We start from the raw sequence: 18,710 nt of genomic DNA on the forward strand, positions 1-18,710 counted from the left end.
TCTGCGGTTTTTGAAAAAAATGCAGGGCTTTTTGAAAAAACTTGTCACTTGCCGCTTGCCAACCTGAATACCCCCCTATATAGGCGCGCTCCTGCCCAGCGGCGCTCTTCGGAAAGCCGCTCCGGTCGGGGAATAGCTCAGCCTGGTAGAGCACTGTCTTCGGGAGGCAGGGGCCGGAGGTTCGAATCCTCTTTCCCCGACCATTTTACCTCTTTTATGAGGTTCAGGATAAGGCGGCCTTCGGGTCGCCTTTTTCTTTGCACGCGATGCCCGTGCCCCATCGACGCCTGCGTCCCATCAACGTCTGGGCCCCATGGACAACGCGCGCACCGACATTTGCACAATGCAACGCGATGGCGCCCCGCTAAAAATTCTTAACACAAATTTTAGAACCTTCTCCTAGGTTTCATCCAATTTCGTGCTTTAGGGGCCAATTATATCCATGTCCGGCAGCGCCAAAATTAACCGGCCAAATCCCGATCAAGGCGCGCAGCCAAAGCGGTCCGCGCGCGGTGATTTGCTGGCTTTGGCCATTGCGGTGACGGCCACATGCATGGTTGCGGCCACCGGCGGCGAGGCACTGTCCCAGGTCTGGTACAAATTCAGCGGCATCGGCCTTGGCCCCAACCAGCTTTTGACCAACGCCCTGTTGCTTAACATTGCGCTCGTGATCTTTGGCTGGCGCCGGTACGAAGACGTCCATGCCGAAGTCGTGGCGCGGCGCAATGCCGAAGATCTGGCGCGTCAGATGGAACAAACCGACGCCCTGACCGGATGCCTTAACCGCCACTCGTTTGCCCCGCGTGCGGACCAATTGCTGGCCGCGTTGCGCGAACGTGGTGAAACGGCGGCGCTGGTCATGCTCGACATTCACGACTTCAAACACATCAATGACAAGATCGGCAGCGATGGCGGCGACCGGTTGCTGGCCGACACCGCGCGGCGGATCGAAGCGCTGCTGCCGCCCGATGCGCTGCTGGCGCGACTTGGCGGCGATGAATTTGCCTGCGTCATCCCCTATATCGCGGGCCATCCCGAACGCGTGACCCATATTGCCGAAGCCATGATCGCAACCATGGACCGCAAATTGGAAAATCACCGCTTGAGCGCCAGTGTGGGCATGGCCAATGGCGACCGCCAGAACCGCATGGGCAACGCCCCCATCGACGCCAATGGCCTGCTCCATCTGGCCGAGGTCGCCTTGCTCCACGCCAAGAAACTCGACCGCCCGGTGCCGGTCTGGTTTGAGGAATCGCTGGAAACCGAGTTGCGTTATCGTTGCGAAATGGAAATCGCGATCCGCGACGCCATCCCGCTTGGCGAATTCGTGCCCTATTATGAAAAGCAGGTCGATCTGGCCTCGGGCGAAGTGCTGGGCTTTGAAATGCTGGCGCGCTGGCATTCGCCGACGTTTGGATTGGTCGGGCCGGATGTGTTCATCCCGATTGCCGAAGAAATCGGCGTCATTGGCGAATTGTCCGAATCGCTGATCCGTCAGGCATTGCGCGATGCCCGCGAATGGGATCCGCGCCTGACCCTGTCGGTCAATGTTTCGCCATTGCAATTGCGCGATCCGTGGTTTGCCCAGAAACTGCTCAAACTGCTGGTCGAGGCGCAATTCCCGCCCCAGCGCCTTGAGGTGGAAATCACCGAAACCAGCCTGCATCAGAATATCGCCGTGGTGCAGTCGCTGGTCACATCGCTGCGCAATCAGGGTATCACGATCAGCCTTGATGACTTCGGCACCGGCTATTCCTCCTTTGCCCAATTGCGCAAATTGCCCTTCGACCGGATCAAGATCGACCGCAGCTTCGTTCTGGCCATGCAGGATGATCCCGACAGCCGCACGATTGTCGAAACCATCGCCTTGCTGGGCAAAGGCCTTGGCCTGAACATCACGGCCGAGGGTGTCGAATCAACAGAATTGCTGGCCCAACTGCAATCTTTGGGCAGCTTCAAGGGTCAGGGCTATCTCTATGGCAAGCCCCAGCCCGCCGAGGCCACACGCGCCTTTCTGGCCGAGCATGACATGCTGGTGCCCAATACCGACGAACTCTCTCTGGCCAGCAGCCGTCAGGAAGCATCCAAAACCGACGCCAAAGCGCCGCAAGAGTGGCGCCGCACCGCCTAAAAGGGTGGACCTGAGCCGCCAACAGGCATAGAGCGCGCGCCATGCGCATAGGTTTTGTCAAGATGCATGGGCTGGGCAATGATTTCGTCGTCCTTGATGGGCGCAGCGAAGCCTTGCCTGAAATCACCACCACGCTGGCCGCGGCATTGGCCAATCGCCACACCGGGATCGGTTGCGACCAACTGGTCGTGCTGGACGGGTCGCAGGTGGCCGATTTCCGCATGCGCTTTTTCAATGCCGACGGCAGCGAAAGCGGCGCCTGCGGCAATGCCAGTCGCGCGGTCGGCCTGCTGCATGGGCGGCCTGCGCAGATTGAAACGCTTGGCGGCATTTTGACCACCGAACCGACAGAGGCCGGGATCAGCGTCGATATGGGCGTGCCCCGCTTTGACTGGGACGCCATTCCGCTGGGCTTTGCAATGGACACGCTGACCATGCCGGTGGGCTGGGAAGATTTGCAGGACCCGACCGCGGTCAATGTCGGCAACCCGCATGTGATCTTTTTCACGCCCGACACCGATGCCGTCGATCTGGCACGGATTGGGCCGATCATCGAACATGACCCGCTGTTCCCGCAGCGCGTGAACGTCAATGTCGCCACGATCACCTCGCGCAGCGCCATCCGCCTGCGCGTGTGGGAGCGTGGGTCGGGCATCACGCTGGCCTGCGGCACGGGCGCATGCGCGACGGCGATTGGCGCGATGCGGCGTGGATTGGTGGATCGCCGCGTCGAAGTCACCCTGCCCGGTGGTCGCCTTATCATCGAATGGAATGCCGACGGGCGCATCATCATGACCGGCCCGGCCACCGAAGCCTTTCGCGGCAGTTTTGAGCTTTCCGATTTCCCTGCATGAGTGCGAAAGCCACCTCTGGCGTTGAGGTCGTCTCTTTGGGCTGCCGGATGAATCTGGCCGAGAGCGAGCGCATGCAGGCGATGCTGGCGCAGGAAGGTGATCTGGTGGTCATCAATTCCTGCGCGGTGACGGCAGAGGCTTTGCGACAGACGCGTCAGGCGATCCGCCGTGCGCGCCGCAATCGGCCCGATGCGCGGCTGTTGGTCACGGGATGCGCCGCCGAGATCGAACGCGAGGCCATCGCCGCCATGCCCGAGGTCGATGGATTGATCGCCAATGCGGAAAAGCTGGATGCGCGGGCGTGGAATGTGCCCGATCTGGCCCCTGTGGCGGCGCGGTCGGTGGGGCATACGCGGGCCTTTGTCGCGGTCCAGAACGGCTGCGATCACGCCTGCACCTTTTGCATCATCCCGCAGGGGCGCGGCCCTTCGCGTTCACGGCTGATGGCCGATGTGGTGGCCGAGGTTCGCGAACATGTCGCGGGCGGCGTGGGCGAGGTCGTGCTGACCGGAGTTGATCTTACCAGTTGGGGGCAGGATTTCGGGCTGCGGCTGGGCGCTTTGGTCGCGGCAATTTTGCATGATGTGCCGGAGCTTTCGCGCCTTCGCCTGTCTTCGGTCGATGGCGTGGAAATTGACGATGAACTCTTCGACCTGCTGGCGGGCGAGGCACGGCTGATGCCGCACCTTCACCTCTCGTTGCAGCATGGCGATGATCTGATCCTGAAACGTATGCGGCGCCGCCACAGCCGGGCCGATGCGGTGGATCTGGTTTCGCGCCTGAAATCCTTGCGCCCCGATATGGCCATCGGCGCCGATATCATCGCCGGCTTCCCGACCGAGGACGAGGCCGCCCATCAGGCCAACCTTTCGATCATTGCCGAACTTGCCATCGTTCACGGCCACATCTTTCCCTATTCCCCCCGCCCTGGCACGCCCGCTGCGCGTATGCCGCAGGTTGACCGACAGGTTGTGTTGGCCCGTGCCGCAGCTCTGCGCGAAGCCGTCGCGGCCCAGCGCAGCGCATGGCAGGAAAGCCTGATCGGACGCCCCCAGACCATCCTGGTCGAGCGCGATGGCACCGGTCATGCGGAAAATTTTGCGTCCATTGCGGCGCCCAAAGGCGCCCAACGCGGCGCCATCATCACCATCACACCCACACGTTTGCTTGAAGGAATGCTGGCATGAGTGCCGATAGCTGGTCTGACCGTCTGCTGGGCGGTTTTGCCAAAACGACCGACCGGTTGACGGGTAATCTTGCCGGATTGCTGGGCGGGGCCGCGCGCCTGACCGATGATCAGCTCGATGATCTGGAAGACGCGCTGATCCTGTCCGACCTGGGCCCGCGTGCGGCGGCGCGCATCCGCGAACGCCTTGCCTCGACCCGGTTTGAAAATGGCGTTGATGAAACCGCCATCCGTTCCGCCGTGGCCGAGGAAATCGCCGCGATCCTGCGCCCTGTGGCCAAGCCTTTGGACGTGACCGCATTCCCGCGCCCGCATGTCGTGCTGGTCATCGGCGTCAACGGCAGCGGCAAGACCACGACCATCGCCAAACTGGCCCATCTGTTTCAGGAACAGGATTATGCGGTCATGCTGGCGGCGGGCGACACGTTCCGCGCGGCGGCCATCGGCCAGCTTGGCGTCTGGGCCGACCGGATCGGCATCCCGATCATCAAGGGGCCGGAAGGCGGCGATCCGGCCAGCGTGGTGTTTGACGCGGTCAAGGCCGCGACCGACAAGGGCACGGACGCATTGATCGTGGACACCGCCGGGCGCTTGCAGAACAAGCGCGAGTTGATGGACGAATTGGCCAAGATCCGGCGCGTTCTGGGCCGATTGAACCCGGCCGCGCCGCATGATGTCGTGCTGGTGCTGGACGCCACCAATGGCCAGAACGCTTTGGCCCAGATTGAGGTTTTCCGCGAAGTGGCCGGCGTGACAGGGCTGGTGATGACCAAGCTGGACGGGACGGCGCGCGGCGGCGTTCTGGTCGCGGCGGCTGAACAATATGGCCTGCCCATTCACGCGATCGGCGTGGGCGAGACGATTGACGACCTGCGTCCGTTTGATCCTGATTTGGTAGCGCGTGTCATTGCCGGGGTTGCGGCATGAGCGCGACGAAGAAGAAATCTGGCTGGCTCAATATCGTCATCGATTACGGGCCGATGCTGGCCTTTTTCCTGGCCTATCGCGCATGGCGTCCGGCGGGCGGCGATGCGGGGATCGGTGATGTCGTGGCGATCACCAAGAGCACAGTCGTGTTTATCGCGGCAACGATTCTGGCGCTGATCGTGTCCAAATGGCGACTTGGGCGTATTGGGCCGATGCTTTGGCTTTCCTCTGGTCTTGTCGTGTTTTTTGGCGGGCTGACCATCCTGCTGCATGACGCGACATGGGTTCAGATCAAGCCAACGGCAATCTATCTGGCCAGCGGCCTTGCGTTGCTGATCGGGATGATGCGCGGCCATGCTTTGCTCAAAATCCTGCTCGAAGACGCCTTTGCGGGCCTGTCGGACGAAGGTTGGATGAAACTGTCGCGCAATTGGGGTTGGTTCTTCCTGTTCCTCGCGGTGCTGAATGAGGGGCTGCGCCATTTCTACAATCAGGCGAACCACAATTTCGACACTTGGCTCGCAATGAAGATTTGGCTGTTCATGCCGCTGTCCTTCCTTTTCACCTTTGCCCAGATGCCGATGTTGTTGAAGCATGGGTTGGGGGCAGAGGAAGGTTCAGAAGAAGATTGAAATGCGAGGGACTCGTCCCTCGCGCACCCATTACTGTCTGCCTTGCCGCTATGGGTTCGGCGTTTTGTGTCGGGCGCGGCGTTGAAATATGAAAGCCTGCGGCGCCCGTTCATAGCGCCGCAGGCTTTTTCATAAAAATGGCCTCAAAGCACAAAGCGTCAAGACCATCCCAAACCCTGTAATGGGGGTGCAGGGGGACAAGTCCCCCTGCAAAAATCAATCGCGAAGCGAAAAGATCAACCCTGCTGGTCCGCGCGCGAAGCGCCTTCGCCATCAAGGTTGGCTTCGACGAACGCCCAGTTCACATGGTCGAGCAGCGCATCGAGGTAGTTGGGACGCAGGTTGCGATAGTCGACGTAATAGGCGTGTTCCCAGACGTCGAGCGTGAAGAGCGGCTTCACGCCTTCATAGGCGACGGGGGTGTCGGCGTCGTGATAGCTCGTCACCTTCAGCTTGCCGTCTTCCAGCACCAGCCAGCCCCAGCCGCTGGCGAAGTGGCCGGCGCTCTCAGCCTTGATGGCCGCCTTGAACGCGTCCAGACCGCCCAGATCGGCTTCGATCTTGGCCAGCAGTTCGGCCGAAGGAGCGGTCTTTTCCGGCGACAGGCCAAGCCAGTAGAACGTGTGGTTCCAGATCTGGGCCGAAGCATTGAACAGCTTCTTGTTGCCCGCAGCCTTGGCGGCCGCGATCACTTCAAGCAGGCTCTTGCCTTCCAGATCGGTGCCCTTGATCTGGTCATTGGCCTGCGTGACATAGGCGTTGTGATGCTTGCCATGGTGATAATCAAAGGTTTCGGCCGAGAGGACCGAGCCAAAGGCGTCCTTGGCATAGGGCAGTTCGGGAAGAGTGAAGGCCATGACTTTCTCCTGTTTAATCGCGAATCCCCGGCCCCGGGGCTTGTGGCGTTATATGGGTATCAAAGCGCGTATCGGCCAGCGTTCAGAGAGAAAAAATCTGTAGGGCGGGAAAGCTTACCCTTCCCGCCCCGTGATTTAGATCTCAACCTGGCTGCCCAATTCGACCACGCGGTTCACGGGCAGGCGGAAGAATTCCATCGCGGACGCCGCGTTGCGCATCATCCATGCAAACAGCTTTTCACGCCAGATGGCCATGCCCGGCTTGGACGAAGCGATCAGCGTCTGGCGCGAGAGGAAGAAGCTGGTCTTCATCATGTCGATCGGTTCGCCGTCCAGCGTCACGCCTTTCAGCGCGGCAGGCACATCGGTGTCCTCAAGGAAACCGAACTTGATCACCATTTTGTAGAAACCCTGACCGAAGTTTTTAAGCTCGATCCGCTCGCCTTCCTCCAATACCGGCACATCCTGAATGGCGATGGTCAACACCACCACGCGTTCATGCAGAACCTTGTTATGCTTGATATTGTGCAGCAGCGCCGAAGGCACCCCGCCCCGCGTCGAGGACATGAAGATCGCTGTGCCCGCCACGCGCTGGGCGCTGGAATGGGCGCTCTTGGCGAAAACCTCGAACGGGATCGTACCTTCCGCCATGCTGGCCCGCATCAGCGCGCGGCCCTTGGACCAGGTGGTCAGCAGCGTAAAGATAGCCAATCCCATGGCCAGCGGCACCCAGCCGCCATCGGGGATCTTGGTCAGATTGGCCGCGAGATAACCGAAATCGAGCAGGGTAAAGATCACCAGCAGCGGGATCGCCAGCCATTTCGCCCATTTCCAGACGACGAACAACATCACCGCCAACAGGAAATTGTCGATCATCATCGCACCCGTCACCGCGATGCCATAGGCCGCCGTCAGGTTCGAGGATTCCTTGAACACAAACACCAACAGGATCACCGCGATCATCAGCGCCCAGTTGATGACCGGGATATAGATCTGTCCGGCATTCACACTGGTATATTTGATCGACATGCGCGGGATAAAGCCCAGCTGGATCGCCTGCTGCGTCACCGAAAAAGCGCCCGTAATCACCGCCTGCGACGCGATGATCGCGGCCAGACTGGCCAGGCCCAGTAAGGGCCATTGGAACCATTCAGGGGCGAGGAAATAGAAAGGGCTGGCCAAGGCCGGCTCACCAACGCGCACCAGCAGCGATGCCTGTCCCAGATAGTTCAGCACCAGCGAAGGCAGCACGATGGCCAGCCACGACAGGCGAATCGGCGGGCGGCCAAAATGGCCCATGTCGGCATAAAGCGCCTCGGCCCCCGTCACGGCCAGCACCGCCGAACCCATGGCCAGAAACCCGCGCATCGGATCGGCCACGAACATGGCGGCGGCGAAATGAGGCGAAAGCGCCGCAATCACGCCGGGATGCTCCAGAATGCTCATCACGCCCAAAACCGCGATCACCGCGAAATAAACCAGCATGACCGGGCCGAAAAAGGCTGCAACCTTGGCCGTGCCCCGGCTTTGAATCAGGAACAGGCCGATCAAAATCACGACCACCATCGGCACAACGGCGCCATGCATCCCCGGCTCGTATACGGCCAGACCTTCGATCGCGCCCATCACCGAAACAGCGGGCGTAATCATCGAATCGCCATAGAACAGCGCGGTCGCAAACACGCCCAGCAGGACAATGCCCGCCGACCAGCGCTTGCCCGAAATATGCTGGTTCACCAGCGCCAACAGGGCCAGTGAGCCGCCCTCACCCCGGTTGTCGGCGCGCATGATGATGGACACATATTTCAGCGTCACAATCACCATCATCGACCAGAACATCAGGCTGATGATGCCGTAAACATGCAATTGATCGAGCGGCAGCCGGTGATGGCCCGCAAACGTATCACGCATCGCATAGAGCGGGCTGGTGCCGATATCGCCGAACACAACGCCCATCGCGCCCAGCGCCAATTTGGGCAGGCTTCCATGCGTACCGTGATGTGAGGAAGAGTGTCCGCCTTGATCGACTTTATCGGTCGCGCCCGGCTGTGCCACTGGCTGCATCATGCATATGCCCCTGAGTCGCCGCGAAAAGCGGCAAGGCCCGGCGATTAGCAGCGCCGCATTGCCCCGGCAACAGCCGTTTGCAACGCTGACAGCTTCGCCAGACCTGCTTGTTCATCTTAACGCGGCGGGGCCGGCAAGGTTGCGCCCTGCCCTCCGGCATTTTCGGCCTCGGCGCGTTGACGCAACATCGCCATCAATTCATCCAGCCGCTTGAGCCGCATGGCAATGTCATCACGCCACGGCGCATCGGCGGGCGCCTTGGCCACCAGATCGGCCCACAGCGCGCGCGTTTCATCAAAACGCCCGGCCCGCGCCATGGCCAGACCAAGGAAGAAAGACGGCCCCGGTGATTTGGGATCGGCATTCTGCGCCATACGGAAAGCATAGAGCGCAGCAGGAGAGATGTTCCCTTCGGCATGGCTGACCAAAGCATTGGCGATGGCGAGCCAGGCGTCCCCATTCTTGGGATCAGCCTCCACCGCGCCGCGCAAAACCGTTGCCGCTTCGGCATATTGCCCATGCATGGCCAGAGCATCGCCCGGTACGATCCAGCGGTTTTTGGTGGGATCTTCGCCCGACAACTTCTGCCGTTCCTCGACCAGCGCCTTGCCATTGCTGGCAGCGGGATTGCCGGGCGCCTTCATGGCCGAGGGCATGCCCGGCTGACCCTGAAGCGCATAGCCGGCAAGGCCCACCATCAGGGCCGCGGCCACCGCCTCCCACCCCTCACGCTTGCCGCGCATCAGGAACATCAAGGCAGCCATGGTCACGATGACCATTGCAATCAGCACAATCCACGTCATGACTTGGCCTCCTGCCCGCCGATAAATCGTTTCCGCAACAAAAAGGCGGCCAGAGCGATCAACAACAAAGGCGCGGCGAACAGCGGCCAAGTCGCCGCGCTGACACGCGGTTCATAGCTGACGTAATCGCCGTATCGCTGGATCAACCAAGCGCGAATCGCCTCCGGGTCTTCGCCCGCGGCAATCCGTTCACGCACCTGCGAACGCATGTCGCCCGCGATCGAGGCGTCCGAATCGGCAATCGACTGGCTTTGACACACCAGACAGCGCAGCGTTTCCATCAACGCCTTCGCCTTGGCCTCCTGCGCCGGGTCGGGCAATTGGCGATAGGCCCAAGGTGCGGGCGGCATCGTGTCATCGGCCCAAACCGGCGCGGCAATCATCAACACGATGGCGGCTAAAAGCGCGCGAATCATCATTCGGCCTCCTTGAGCAGGCGAAGGATGTCGGGGATCTGTTCCGGGCGAATGTCGCCGATATGCTGATAACGGATCACGCCCTTGCCATCGATGACAAAGGTTTCGGGAACGCCGCTCGACCCGATGGCCAGTTGCACCGCCGAAACATCATCCGCGCCAATCCGCGCATAGGGATTGCCATATTGGCCGAGGAAAGCGGCAAGGTCTTCCTTGTGGTCACGAATGGCGATGGAATTGATCGTCGCCCCCTGACGGCGCAATTCCTCCAGCACCGGTGCTTCGGCGCGGCAGGGAATGCACCAGCTGGCAAAGATATTGAGCAATTGCGGCTTGCCGGTCTTGAAATCGGCGTTGCTCAACCCCGGTTTGCCATCGGCGGCGGGGCGCAGGGTAAAGGTCGGCAAGGGCTTGCCCACCATCTGGCTGGCAATATCGGTGTTCTTGGGCTTGACCAGCCCGACCACCACCAGCGCCACGAAAGCCACAAACAGGATCAGCGGCAACCACAAGGCCCAGCGGGGCGCCTTGGCCGGGGTCTTGTCGCTCATGCCACGTCTCCCTTGTTCAGCGCGGCCACTTCATCGCGGCGATAGTCGCCCTTGCGACGCGCCACCCGGCGCTTCAAATCCTGCGCCACGCGGCTGAGCAAAGCCAGACCGCCGCCCAGCGCCACCAGCAAGCCACCAATCCAGATCAGCGGCACATAGGGTTTCCACCATAGGCGCAACTGCCAACGGCTCTCACCCTTGTCCGAGGTCGTTTCCTCGCCCAGCACGGTGTAGAGCTGACCATTCCAGCGCCCTTTGAGCGCAGACACCGCATTGGTCTGAAGCGGCGCCCAAAAAGTGCGCGACTGCGGACGCAACGTCACCTCGGCCCCGCCGTCATAGCGGGCTTTCAAGACGCCCTCCATCGCGGTCCAGTTTGGCCCAGCGATCGGCGCCACTTCGGCCAGACGGATGCTCCACGGCCCGACCTGCGTCACCTCGCCCACTTTGGCGGCGACCAGACGCTCGACCGTAAAGGCGCTGTCGCTGGCCATGCCGAACAGGGCCACGCCGATGCCGGCATGGGCGATCACCATGCCCCACAGGCTGAGTGGGGCGCGGGCCAGCGAACGACCGCGCAGCGGCAGGAAACTGGCCACCACCAGCGCCGGACCAAGCGCAAGGCCGAGCAGCGGCAGCACATGGCGCACGCCTTCGGCAAAGGCCCAGACGCCCGCAACAACCGCCACCACCAGCGGCAAAGCCAATACCTTGTTCACACGCGAAAACTTGTCCCGCCGCCAACGCAGCATCGGCCCGACCAACAGCACGATGAACATCGGCACCGCAAACATCGCCGAAACCGGCGTGAAATAGGGCGGGCCGACCGACACCTTGGTCCCCATCGCCTCGGTAAACAGCGGATAGAGCGTGCCGATCAGCGTGATGCCAAGGATCGAGGAGAGCATGACATTGTTGAACACCAGCGCGCCCTCGCGGCTGGTGATGGCGAAACGCTCGCCCTCGGTCACAGTGGCCGCGCGCAGGGCAAAGAGCAGCAAGGCCCCGCCGATATAGATCGCCAGCAGCGCCAGAATGAACCCGCCCCGGCGCGGATCAACCGCAAAAGCATGGACCGAGGTCAGGATGCCCGAACGCACAAGGAACGTGCCCACCATCGACATGGAAAAGGCCACCACGCCCAGCATCACCGTCCAAGCCCGCAGAGCGTTGCGCGCCGCCAAAACGCTGGCGCTATGCAGCAACGCGGTCGCGGCCAACCAAGGCATCAGCGAGGCATTCTCGACCGGATCCCAGAACCACCAGCCGCCCCAGCCCAGCACGTAATAGGCCCAATAGCTGCCCGCCGTGATGCCCACGGTCAGGAAAATCCACGCGCCCAGCACCCATGGCCGCATCGCGCGGGCGAAATCAGGCCCGACCTGACGCGTGATCAGCGCACCGATGGCAAAGGAAAACGCGATCGAAAGACCGACATAGCCCAGATAGAGCGTAGGCGGATGAAACGCGAGGCCCGGATCCTGAAGCAGCGGGTTCAAACCATTGCCGTCCTCCGGCGCCGGATAGAGCCGCGCAAAGGGGTTGGAGGCGAACAGCAGGAAGGCATAGAAGCCGAGGCTGACGAACGCTTGCCCTGCCAGCGTCGCCATCATCGTGGGTTCGGGCAACCGGCGCTCAACGGCGGCGACAAACGCCCCGCCCAGCCCCATTACCGTCACCCAGAGCAGCATCGACCCTTCATGATTGCCCCAAGTCCCCGCGATCTTATAGATCAAGGGCTTGGCCGAATGGCTGTTTTCCGCCACCAGTTTGACCGACAGATCGGTTTCAACAAACAGCCAGATCAGGATGCCCAGAGCAGCCGCCGCCAAAACGCCCTGCACCATGGCCACCGGGCGCACGATGCCCGCCATCCCCTTGCCATTGGCCGTCAGCGACAACCCGCCCGCCAGCAATTGCAGACCGGCCAGCGCCGCCGCCAGCCACAACAGGCCCAAACCGATTTCAGGAAGCACAGGGGATGTCCTTACTTGGTGTTCTCTATGGCCTTGCGGGCCTGTTGCATGTCTTTCATCTCGCGCGGCACGTATTTTTCATCATGCTTGGCCAGAAGATTGTCGGCGACAAAAATGCCATCGCGGCCCAGCTTGCCCTCGGCCACAACGCCGCTGCCCTCGACGAACAGCGCGGGGCGGATACCGGCGAAGCGGACCGGAATGCGGGCCTTGCCATCGGTGACGATGAAATTGACGGTGATGCCATCGGCGGCATTCTTCATGCTGCCCCGTTCGACCATGCCGCCAAGGCGCACGGCGCGATCGGCCTCGGGCGGATTGGCAGCCATGTCGGCGGGAACATAGAAATAGCTGGCCTGGCTGCGCAGCGCCCATGTCGCCAGCAAACCGGCACCAATCAACGCCACCAGCGCAATGGCCAACAATACCAGTCTTTGATGTTTGGCCCGAACCGCCATTTAACCCTCTCGTACTTTATCACGGCGCGCTTCGGCCCGGCGCATGGCCAGCCAGCTCCACCCCGCAAGAGCCAATGTCGCGCCGCCGCCTAGAACATAGGCGGCGATAACAAATTGCCATTGGTCAAATGTCTCGGTCATTACCAGGCCTCCTCAGTCGCGGGAGCCTGCGCCCGCATAGCCTTGCGGCGCAAACGCGCTTCGGCCTGTTCATTGGCCAGAATGGTGCGCATCCGCGCCATGACGATCCCGCCAAAGACCAGCGAGAAACCCACCGTGGCAATCAGCAAGGGCACGAGAAAATCCGCCGCCATGGCCGATTTGCCCATCGAGATGCTGGGCGGTTGATGAAGGCTGTTCCACCATGTCACCGAATAATGGATCACGGGGATGTTAACCGCCCCCACAAGGCCAAAAATGGCAGTGATGCGACCCTGTCCCTGTCCGGCCTGCTGACTGCCCCGCGCGGCGGCGTCGAGAGCCATATAGCCGCAATAGAGGAACAACAGCACCAGCATCGAGGTCAGTCGACCATCCCACACCCACCACGTGCCCCAAGCCGGGCGGCCCCAGATCGAACCCGTCATCAGGCAAACCGCCGTAAACACCGCACCCGGCAACGCGACGGCGCGCGCGGCGATCCCTGCCAAGGGGTGACGCCAAACGATTTCAGTAAAACTGGCGATGGCAATCGCGCTCCACCCACCCATGCCAAGCCAGGCGGTTGGCACATGCAGGTAGATGATTCGCACCGTATCGCCCTGAAGCGCATCGGCAGGACCAATGAACACACCCCAAACCAGCGCCCAAGTGGCCAAAGCCAACCCCAGCAGCAGACAGAGCGGCGTGGCCCAGCGGGCGATACGCAGGAAACGGGCGGGATTGGCAAAACCGTGCATGACCGATCAATAACCGCAAAAGCGCCGACCCTTTCGGCGTACGCACATGCTTTGGCAGGCCGCATCGGTTGCGGCAAGGGGGCCATAAGCCCTGTACCACCGTTTTTGCGCGTAGTAGCGCGTCAACCAAGTGGTTTGCGGGCAATAAAAAAGCGGCCCGCCGGGGCCGCTGTCTCATGTGAAAAAATGGGGCGATTAAAGGGGTTCGAACCCTCGACCTCCGGTACCACAAACCGGCGCTCTAACCAACTGAGCTATAATCGCCACACCATTTTTGCGGGGCTTTTCAAACCGCGCCGCCGCTGTCGGGAGCGGCCCTTTGCACCAGCTTGGCGAAGATGAAAAGTGTTTTTTTCATTTTCCGCCAATTTTTTTGCTCACCCTTGGGTGGGCAAGGACGCAGCGGACCGGTGCAGGTCCGCCACGCCCCGAAACGCTTACTTCTTGGTGAGCGAAAGGCCACCAAAGCGCTTGTTGAACTGTGCAACGCGGCCGCCCTGATCCAGCAGACGGGCGTTACCGCCGGTCCATGCCGGGTGCGAGGTCGGGTCGATGTCCAGAGCCAGCGTATCGCCTTCCTTGCCCCAGGTCGAGCGGGTCTGGAAGGTCGTGCCGTCGGTCATCTGCACAGTGATGAAGTGGTAATCGGGATGGATGTTAGCCTTGGCCATGGCATTCACTTTCGCAAAAATCGACCGGTTCCGACCGGCCTGAATGAGAAGCGGCGCGCATAGACGCACGCCGCCCGCTTGTCCAGTTGAATCAATCCTTGGGCGGATCGGCGATCATCGCGGTGAAATTCACCTCGCAAGTCACCTTGCCCTCGATCTCGGCCTTGCCCCAGAATTTGCACACGCGGGCGCGCTTCTGGATAAAGCCGACCTTGAGGTCCAGCAGCACGCCCGGTTCAACGGGCGCGCGGAACTTGGCTTCCTCGATGCTCATGAAATAGACCAGCTTGTTGCTGCCGGCCAGTTCCAGAGTTTCGATGGCAAGAATGGCAGCCGCCTGTGCCAGCGCTTCGATCTGAAGCACGCCGGGCATGATCGGACGGCCGGGGAAATGCCCCTGAAAGAACGCCTCGTTGAACGAGACGGCCTTCACCGCGTGGATGTCCTCGCCAATGTTCAGCGCGGCAACCCGGTCCACCAAAAGCAAGGGGTAACGATGAGGCAGCGCCGCCAGAACCTTGCGAATGTCATATGTCAGCGGAGCCGCGGCTGCGGCAGTATCGTCGCTCATCTTATCCCCCACGCCTTCTCTTAGCGGCTCTCGGTCGCGGGAGCCTGCTGCTGCTGGGCGGCAGCTTCACGGGCTTCACGCGGCTGCCAGCCAGCGGGCGGAACGATCTGAACCGACGGCAGGGCCGTGTTCAGTTCGGTCAGGATCTGCTGGTTCAGGTTATAGGCGTTGGTCGCAGCCAGAATAGCTTCCGGGTTGAGCAGCAGCGTGACGCCGGCCTTGCTCATCGCGCTCTGTACGGCGGCGGCGCGCTTTTCCATGATCTGTTCCAGAACATAGGCGTCCGACAGACGAACCGGCTCAACGATCTTTTCGATCTCGGCCTTGCCCGCTTCCTGGATCTGCTGAACCTGCTGCTGAGCGGCAGCGGCCAGAGCGTTCACGTTGGCGCCCGGCGCCGCACGATCCTTCTGGAACTTGTCCACGATCGGCTTGATCTGGGCGTTAAGCGCAGCTTCCTTCGCCTTGGCGGCGTCAAGCTGCGGCTTGTAGGTCACTTCGCGGTCGGCCTGGGCCTTTTTGAAAGCCAGCGAATTGGCGACGACGGCATCCAGATTGGCAACGGCAATACCGTTGACACCAGCGGCCGCCGGGGCAGCAGCGGGAGCTGCGGCAGGCTTGGCAGCCGGAGCGGCCAGAGCGGCCTGCGATGCACCAGCCAGCGCGGCCAGGGCGATAATCTTGATAAAGGTTTTCATCAGAACTGGGTTCCCACGTTGAATTGGAAGGTCTTGATATCGTCGCCTTCTTGGTACAGCAGCGCCTTGGCGATATCGATGCGGAACGGCCCGAACGGAGAGTTCCAGTTAAAGCCAACACCAACCGCAATGCGCGGACGGGGCGAATCGCCGTAATAGAATTCCTTGAACGCGCTGACGTTCGAACCGATCTTGGTGTTCGCGACCCCGGTCGCCGTATTTGTGGCATTGGTGGTGGTCACCACCGTGCCATCCGCATTGGTCTGATAATACAGCGGATTGCCGCTCGTATCGCGGGTCGGAAGGAAAATCGAGCAACCGACATAGCCGCAAATGGCCGTCGAATCCTGCAGCGTCGGCTTCTTCACGCCCCACACCGCGCCGGCATCAAGGAAGATCGAGGGACGAATGCCCATTTCCTTGGCACCCGAACCCAGCGGAATTTCGACCTCTGCGCGGAACTGGTAATAATATTTGCCGCCCACGGCGTCCTGTGACCACGAATTCCTGTCCGTGGTCAGGACATAGGCCCCCGTGCTGTCCGTGATGTAGGGCTTGCGCACAACGCGCGGGCCGATACCGCGGATGTCAAAGCCGCGCATCTGGGGTTCGCCAAGGAAGAAGCGGTCCGTCAGATAGACGTCATCCGAACCATCCACATTGCGGCTGCTCAGCGCCTTGATCGCCCCGGCCTCACCCTTCATCGAGAAGATGAAGCCCTTGCCCAGCGGGTAGAACTGCGAGGCATTTGCGCGGATACGGGCATAACGAACGTCACCGCCAAGACCGGCGAAATCGACGCCCAGCGAGCCCGAACGGCCACGCGTCGGACGCATGCGATTGTCCAGATTGTCATAAATCAGCGACGCACCGACGATCGAGGACAAACGCTTGCCTTCCGCGTCGCAAAGATAGCGACCCGCCAGCAGCGGACTACAGGTCAGCTTGCCTGTCGCATCCTGTGCATAATAGGTCGATTGGGCCAACGAAACATTATCGTAGTTGAGCGTATAGCGGCCAACCAGCGATACAAATTCGGTCACCGCAAAACCAAGGCGCGCCTGAAAACCGATGGTTGAATTGCTGTAGGTCGTGGCCGTGTTCGAGCTGTAATAATTGTAGTTATTATAGTCGCGACGATAAATATCGAGACCCATCGAAACGTTCTTGTCGAACACATAAGGCTCGGTGAACGAGAGCACGATGCTCTTCGAATAACGCGAGACCGAACCCGACAGGCCGATCGTCTGACCACGTCCACGGAAATTGTTCTGCTTGATCGACGCCTGGAAGATGAAGCTTTCAAGGCTCGAATAGCCGGCAGAAAGTTGCAATTCGCCGGTCGGCTTTTCTTCGACGTTGGCCTCAAGGATGATGCGGTCGCGCGCCGATCCATTGACCTGCTTGACCTCAAACTTTTCCTGGAAATAGCCAAGGCTCTTGATGCGGTTGGTCGAACGCTTCACCTGCACCGAGTTGAACGCGTCACCTTCGGCCAGACGGAATTCGCGGCGCACCACCTTGTCCTGCGTCAGCGTATTGCCGTTCACGTCGATCCGCTCGACATAAACGCGCGGCGCTTCCTGAAGGTTGAAAGTGACGCCCATTTCCAGATTCTTGGCGTCGCGCTGATAATCGGGGCGCGCGTCGGCAAAGGCATAGCCGAACACGCCAACCGTCTCGTTCATCTTGTCGATCGTGTCTTCGACCAGCTTGGCGTTGTACCACTGGCCCTTCTTCATCGGCAATTGCTTGGCCAATTGGGCGCCGTCAAAGTCACGAAGCTGGCTCTCGACCTTCACGTCGCCGAACTTATAGCGCTGCCCTTCTTCGACCACATAGGTGATGATGAAGTCGCGCTTGTTCGGCGTCAGTTCGGCCACCGCCGAAACCACGCGGAAATCGGCATAGCCTTGCGTCAGATAGAACTGGCGCAACTTCTGCTGGTCATAGGCCAGCTTGTCCGGGTCATAGGACGTGTTCGAACGGAAGATGTGCAGCGGGCGCGCGGTTTTGGTGATCATCGCGGCCTCAATTTCCTTGAGGCTGAAATGTTCATTGCCAATCACGTTGATCTGCCGAACCTTCGACTTGGGGCCTTCGTTGATTTCAAAGACGATATCGACGCGGTTCTGGTCCAGACGCACCATCTTGGGCTCTACCGTCGCGGCAAAACGGCCCTGACGCTTGTAAAGCTCGATGATGCGCGACACGTCCGCGCGGACCTTCGACCGGGTAAAGATCTGGCGCGGGGCCAGCTTGATTTCCGGGTTGATCTTGTCTTCCTTGAGATGCTTGTTGCCCTCAAGAACGATGCGGTTGATGACCGGGTTTTCCTTAACCGTAATCACCACACGGCCGCCATCATTGCGCACCGAAACGTCGGCAAACAGTTCGGTCGCGTAAAGATCCTTCAACGCCTGGTCAGCGGCGGCCTCGCTATAGGGCTGACCGGGGCGAAGCTGGATATAGGACAGCACCGTATCGGGCTCGAGACGTTGGGCGCCTTCGACCGTCAAGGACAAGATCGGCTCGGCAGGCGCCGTCGCAACGGGCTGCGCGGCGATGGTCGGCTTGGCCGGAGCGGCTGCCGTGGCCGCCACCGCGGGCTTTTCCGAAGCCTTTGCCGCCGTTGCCTTTGGCGCCGGACGTTCGGCCGCGCTCACCACCTGGGGAACGCCCGCCAAAATCGTCGTGCCCAACAGCGCCATGCCGATCTGGCCCAGGCGCGTCGCTTTGATTGCGGCACTATCCGTATTTGCCTGCCCGAAAGCCATATTCCGATCCATCTTCGACACGGTACTTCCCATCCTTAGCAACCGTCGGTCACCCGATCGGCAATGCGCCCCCGACAATTGGCCCCTTTCGGCGGCCAGTTGCGCGGTCCCCGTGTTTGCCTGTTTCGTCTTTTCCGGGCGACCGGACGAAACAGCACTCCATCTTGCGCGTCATGCGCCCTCTGCCCGATGCTGGCACAGCTTTCAAGGCATCTTGCGCCAGAGCGACAAGCGAC

The 18,710-nt window shown here is 61.0% G+C and carries 18 protein-coding genes and 2 tRNA genes; 6 read left to right on the forward strand and 14 right to left on the reverse strand.

The window, feature by feature from the left end; all coding sequences use genetic code 11:
• Nucleotides 1-126 precede the first annotated feature (126 nt).
• From ACZ9HU_RS07720 to ACZ9HU_RS07745, 6 genes are all read left to right on the forward strand, one after another.
• Nucleotides 127-203 (forward strand) — tRNA-Pro (locus ACZ9HU_RS07720).
• 350 nt (nt 204-553) lie between these two features.
• Nucleotides 554-2,131 carry a putative bifunctional diguanylate cyclase/phosphodiesterase gene (locus ACZ9HU_RS07725; protein ID WP_476104092.1) on the forward strand — a complete coding sequence of 526 codons (1,578 nt, stop codon included), beginning with the start codon at nt 554-556 and terminating at the stop codon, nt 2,129-2,131.
• 41 nt (nt 2,132-2,172) lie between these two features.
• Nucleotides 2,173-2,985, forward strand: a complete 813-nt coding sequence (dapF, locus tag ACZ9HU_RS07730; RefSeq protein WP_476104094.1) for a diaminopimelate epimerase — start codon at nt 2,173-2,175, stop codon at nt 2,983-2,985.
• Nucleotides 2,982-4,172, forward strand: a complete 1,191-nt coding sequence (gene mtaB / locus ACZ9HU_RS07735) for a tRNA (N(6)-L-threonylcarbamoyladenosine(37)-C(2))-methylthiotransferase MtaB (RefSeq protein WP_476104099.1) — start codon at nt 2,982-2,984, stop codon at nt 4,170-4,172. Before dapF ends, mtaB begins: the two co-directional genes overlap by 4 nt.
• Complete coding sequence (gene ftsY / locus ACZ9HU_RS07740; protein ID WP_476104101.1) at nt 4,169-5,098, forward strand: signal recognition particle-docking protein FtsY; 930 nt, start codon at nt 4,169-4,171, stop codon at nt 5,096-5,098. Before mtaB ends, ftsY begins: the two co-directional genes overlap by 4 nt.
• A complete protein-coding gene (locus ACZ9HU_RS07745) occupies nt 5,095-5,730 on the forward strand; it encodes an inner membrane-spanning protein YciB (RefSeq protein ID WP_476104102.1) in 636 nt (211 codons plus the stop codon). Before ftsY ends, ACZ9HU_RS07745 begins: the two co-directional genes overlap by 4 nt.
• 236 nt (nt 5,731-5,966) lie before the next feature.
• Here ACZ9HU_RS07745 and ACZ9HU_RS07750 read toward each other — a convergent pair whose 3' ends face one another.
• From ACZ9HU_RS07750 to bamA, 14 genes are all read right to left on the reverse strand, one after another.
• Nucleotides 5,967-6,587: a superoxide dismutase gene (locus ACZ9HU_RS07750; protein ID WP_476104103.1), complete on the reverse strand. Its 621-nt coding sequence runs from the start codon at nt 6,585-6,587 to the stop codon at nt 5,967-5,969.
• Between the two features lie 135 nt (nt 6,588-6,722).
• Nucleotides 6,723-8,651 (reverse strand): potassium transporter Kup, encoded by a 1,929-nt coding sequence (locus tag ACZ9HU_RS07755; protein ID WP_476104195.1) that lies wholly within the window; start codon nt 8,649-8,651, stop codon nt 6,723-6,725.
• A gap of 119 nt (nt 8,652-8,770) precedes the next feature.
• A complete protein-coding gene (locus ACZ9HU_RS07760) occupies nt 8,771-9,457 on the reverse strand; it encodes a tetratricopeptide repeat protein (RefSeq protein ID WP_476104104.1) in 687 nt (228 codons plus the stop codon).
• Nucleotides 9,454-9,873 carry a cytochrome c-type biogenesis protein gene (locus tag ACZ9HU_RS07765; RefSeq protein WP_476104196.1) on the reverse strand — a complete coding sequence of 140 codons (420 nt, stop codon included), beginning with the start codon at nt 9,871-9,873 and terminating at the stop codon, nt 9,454-9,456. The genes ACZ9HU_RS07760 and ACZ9HU_RS07765 overlap by 4 nt, the downstream gene beginning before the upstream one ends.
• Nucleotides 9,873-10,424 (reverse strand): DsbE family thiol:disulfide interchange protein, encoded by a 552-nt coding sequence (locus ACZ9HU_RS07770; protein ID WP_476104105.1) that lies wholly within the window; start codon nt 10,422-10,424, stop codon nt 9,873-9,875. The genes ACZ9HU_RS07765 and ACZ9HU_RS07770 overlap by 1 nt, the downstream gene beginning before the upstream one ends.
• Nucleotides 10,421-12,400 (reverse strand): heme lyase CcmF/NrfE family subunit, encoded by a 1,980-nt coding sequence (locus tag ACZ9HU_RS07775; RefSeq protein ID WP_476104106.1) that lies wholly within the window; start codon nt 12,398-12,400, stop codon nt 10,421-10,423. The genes ACZ9HU_RS07770 and ACZ9HU_RS07775 overlap by 4 nt, the downstream gene beginning before the upstream one ends.
• Before the next feature lie 11 nt (nt 12,401-12,411).
• Nucleotides 12,412-12,858, reverse strand: a complete 447-nt coding sequence (gene ccmE, locus ACZ9HU_RS07780; RefSeq protein WP_476104107.1) for a cytochrome c maturation protein CcmE — start codon at nt 12,856-12,858, stop codon at nt 12,412-12,414.
• Nucleotides 12,859-12,999 carry a hypothetical protein gene (locus ACZ9HU_RS07785; RefSeq protein ID WP_476104108.1) on the reverse strand — a complete coding sequence of 47 codons (141 nt, stop codon included), beginning with the start codon at nt 12,997-12,999 and terminating at the stop codon, nt 12,859-12,861. It lies immediately after the preceding gene.
• A complete protein-coding gene (gene ccmC / locus ACZ9HU_RS07790) occupies nt 12,999-13,757 on the reverse strand; it encodes a heme ABC transporter permease CcmC (protein WP_476104109.1) in 759 nt (252 codons plus the stop codon). Before ccmC ends, ACZ9HU_RS07785 begins: the two co-directional genes overlap by 1 nt.
• A gap of 187 nt (nt 13,758-13,944) precedes the next feature.
• Nucleotides 13,945-14,021: transfer RNA gene (locus ACZ9HU_RS07795), tRNA-His, on the reverse strand.
• A 173-nt stretch (nt 14,022-14,194) separates the two neighbouring features.
• The gene (gene rpmE / locus ACZ9HU_RS07800; RefSeq protein ID WP_168602635.1) at nt 14,195-14,428 is read right to left on the reverse strand and encodes a 50S ribosomal protein L31; all 234 of its coding nucleotides are present in this window, start codon (nt 14,426-14,428) and stop codon (nt 14,195-14,197) included.
• Between the two features lie 91 nt (nt 14,429-14,519).
• A complete protein-coding gene (fabZ, locus tag ACZ9HU_RS07805; RefSeq protein WP_476104110.1) occupies nt 14,520-14,999 on the reverse strand; it encodes a 3-hydroxyacyl-ACP dehydratase FabZ in 480 nt (159 codons plus the stop codon).
• Nucleotides 15,000-15,019: 20 nt separating this feature from the next.
• A complete protein-coding gene (locus ACZ9HU_RS07810) occupies nt 15,020-15,697 on the reverse strand; it encodes an OmpH family outer membrane protein (RefSeq protein ID WP_476104111.1) in 678 nt (225 codons plus the stop codon).
• On the reverse strand, nt 15,697-18,474 hold the full coding sequence (gene bamA / locus ACZ9HU_RS07815) for an outer membrane protein assembly factor BamA (protein ID WP_476104112.1): 2,778 nt from the start codon (nt 18,472-18,474) through the stop codon (nt 15,697-15,699). The genes ACZ9HU_RS07810 and bamA overlap by 1 nt, the downstream gene beginning before the upstream one ends.
• Nucleotides 18,475-18,710 lie beyond the last annotated feature (236 nt).

It is taken from the genome of Novosphingobium sp. Sphag1I, assembly GCF_056279125.1.

Excerpts from the sequence above, each read along its gene's own strand:
- ccmC (WP_476104109.1), bottom strand. The coding sequence starts at position 13,757 with ATGCACGGTTTTGCCAATCCCGCCCGTTTCCTGCGTATCGCCCGCTGG.
- ACZ9HU_RS07770 (WP_476104105.1), bottom strand. The coding sequence starts at position 10,424 with ATGAGCGACAAGACCCCGGCCAAGGCGCCCCGCTGGGCCTTGTGGTTG.
- ACZ9HU_RS07760 (WP_476104104.1), bottom strand. The coding sequence starts at position 9,457 with ATGACGTGGATTGTGCTGATTGCAATGGTCATCGTGACCATGGCTGCC.
- bamA (WP_476104112.1), bottom strand. The coding sequence starts at position 18,474 with ATGGCTTTCGGGCAGGCAAATACGGATAGTGCCGCAATCAAAGCGACG.
- ftsY (WP_476104101.1), top strand. The coding sequence starts at position 4,169 with ATGAGTGCCGATAGCTGGTCTGACCGTCTGCTGGGCGGTTTTGCCAAA.
- ACZ9HU_RS07750 (WP_476104103.1), bottom strand. The coding sequence starts at position 6,587 with ATGGCCTTCACTCTTCCCGAACTGCCCTATGCCAAGGACGCCTTTGGC.
- ACZ9HU_RS07785 (WP_476104108.1), bottom strand. The coding sequence starts at position 12,999 with ATGACCGAGACATTTGACCAATGGCAATTTGTTATCGCCGCCTATGTT.
- rpmE (WP_168602635.1), bottom strand. The coding sequence starts at position 14,428 with ATGGCCAAGGCTAACATCCATCCCGATTACCACTTCATCACTGTGCAG.
- ACZ9HU_RS07745 (WP_476104102.1), top strand. The coding sequence starts at position 5,095 with ATGAGCGCGACGAAGAAGAAATCTGGCTGGCTCAATATCGTCATCGAT.
- fabZ (WP_476104110.1), bottom strand. The coding sequence starts at position 14,999 with ATGAGCGACGATACTGCCGCAGCCGCGGCTCCGCTGACATATGACATT.
- ACZ9HU_RS07765 (WP_476104196.1), bottom strand. The coding sequence starts at position 9,873 with ATGATTCGCGCGCTTTTAGCCGCCATCGTGTTGATGATTGCCGCGCCG.
- mtaB (WP_476104099.1), top strand. The coding sequence starts at position 2,982 with ATGAGTGCGAAAGCCACCTCTGGCGTTGAGGTCGTCTCTTTGGGCTGC.
- ccmE (WP_476104107.1), bottom strand. The coding sequence starts at position 12,858 with ATGGCGGTTCGGGCCAAACATCAAAGACTGGTATTGTTGGCCATTGCG.
- ACZ9HU_RS07725 (WP_476104092.1), top strand. The coding sequence starts at position 554 with ATGGTTGCGGCCACCGGCGGCGAGGCACTGTCCCAGGTCTGGTACAAA.
- ACZ9HU_RS07755 (WP_476104195.1), bottom strand. The coding sequence starts at position 8,651 with ATGCAGCCAGTGGCACAGCCGGGCGCGACCGATAAAGTCGATCAAGGC.
- dapF (WP_476104094.1), top strand. The coding sequence starts at position 2,173 with ATGCGCATAGGTTTTGTCAAGATGCATGGGCTGGGCAATGATTTCGTC.
- ACZ9HU_RS07810 (WP_476104111.1), bottom strand. The coding sequence starts at position 15,697 with ATGAAAACCTTTATCAAGATTATCGCCCTGGCCGCGCTGGCTGGTGCA.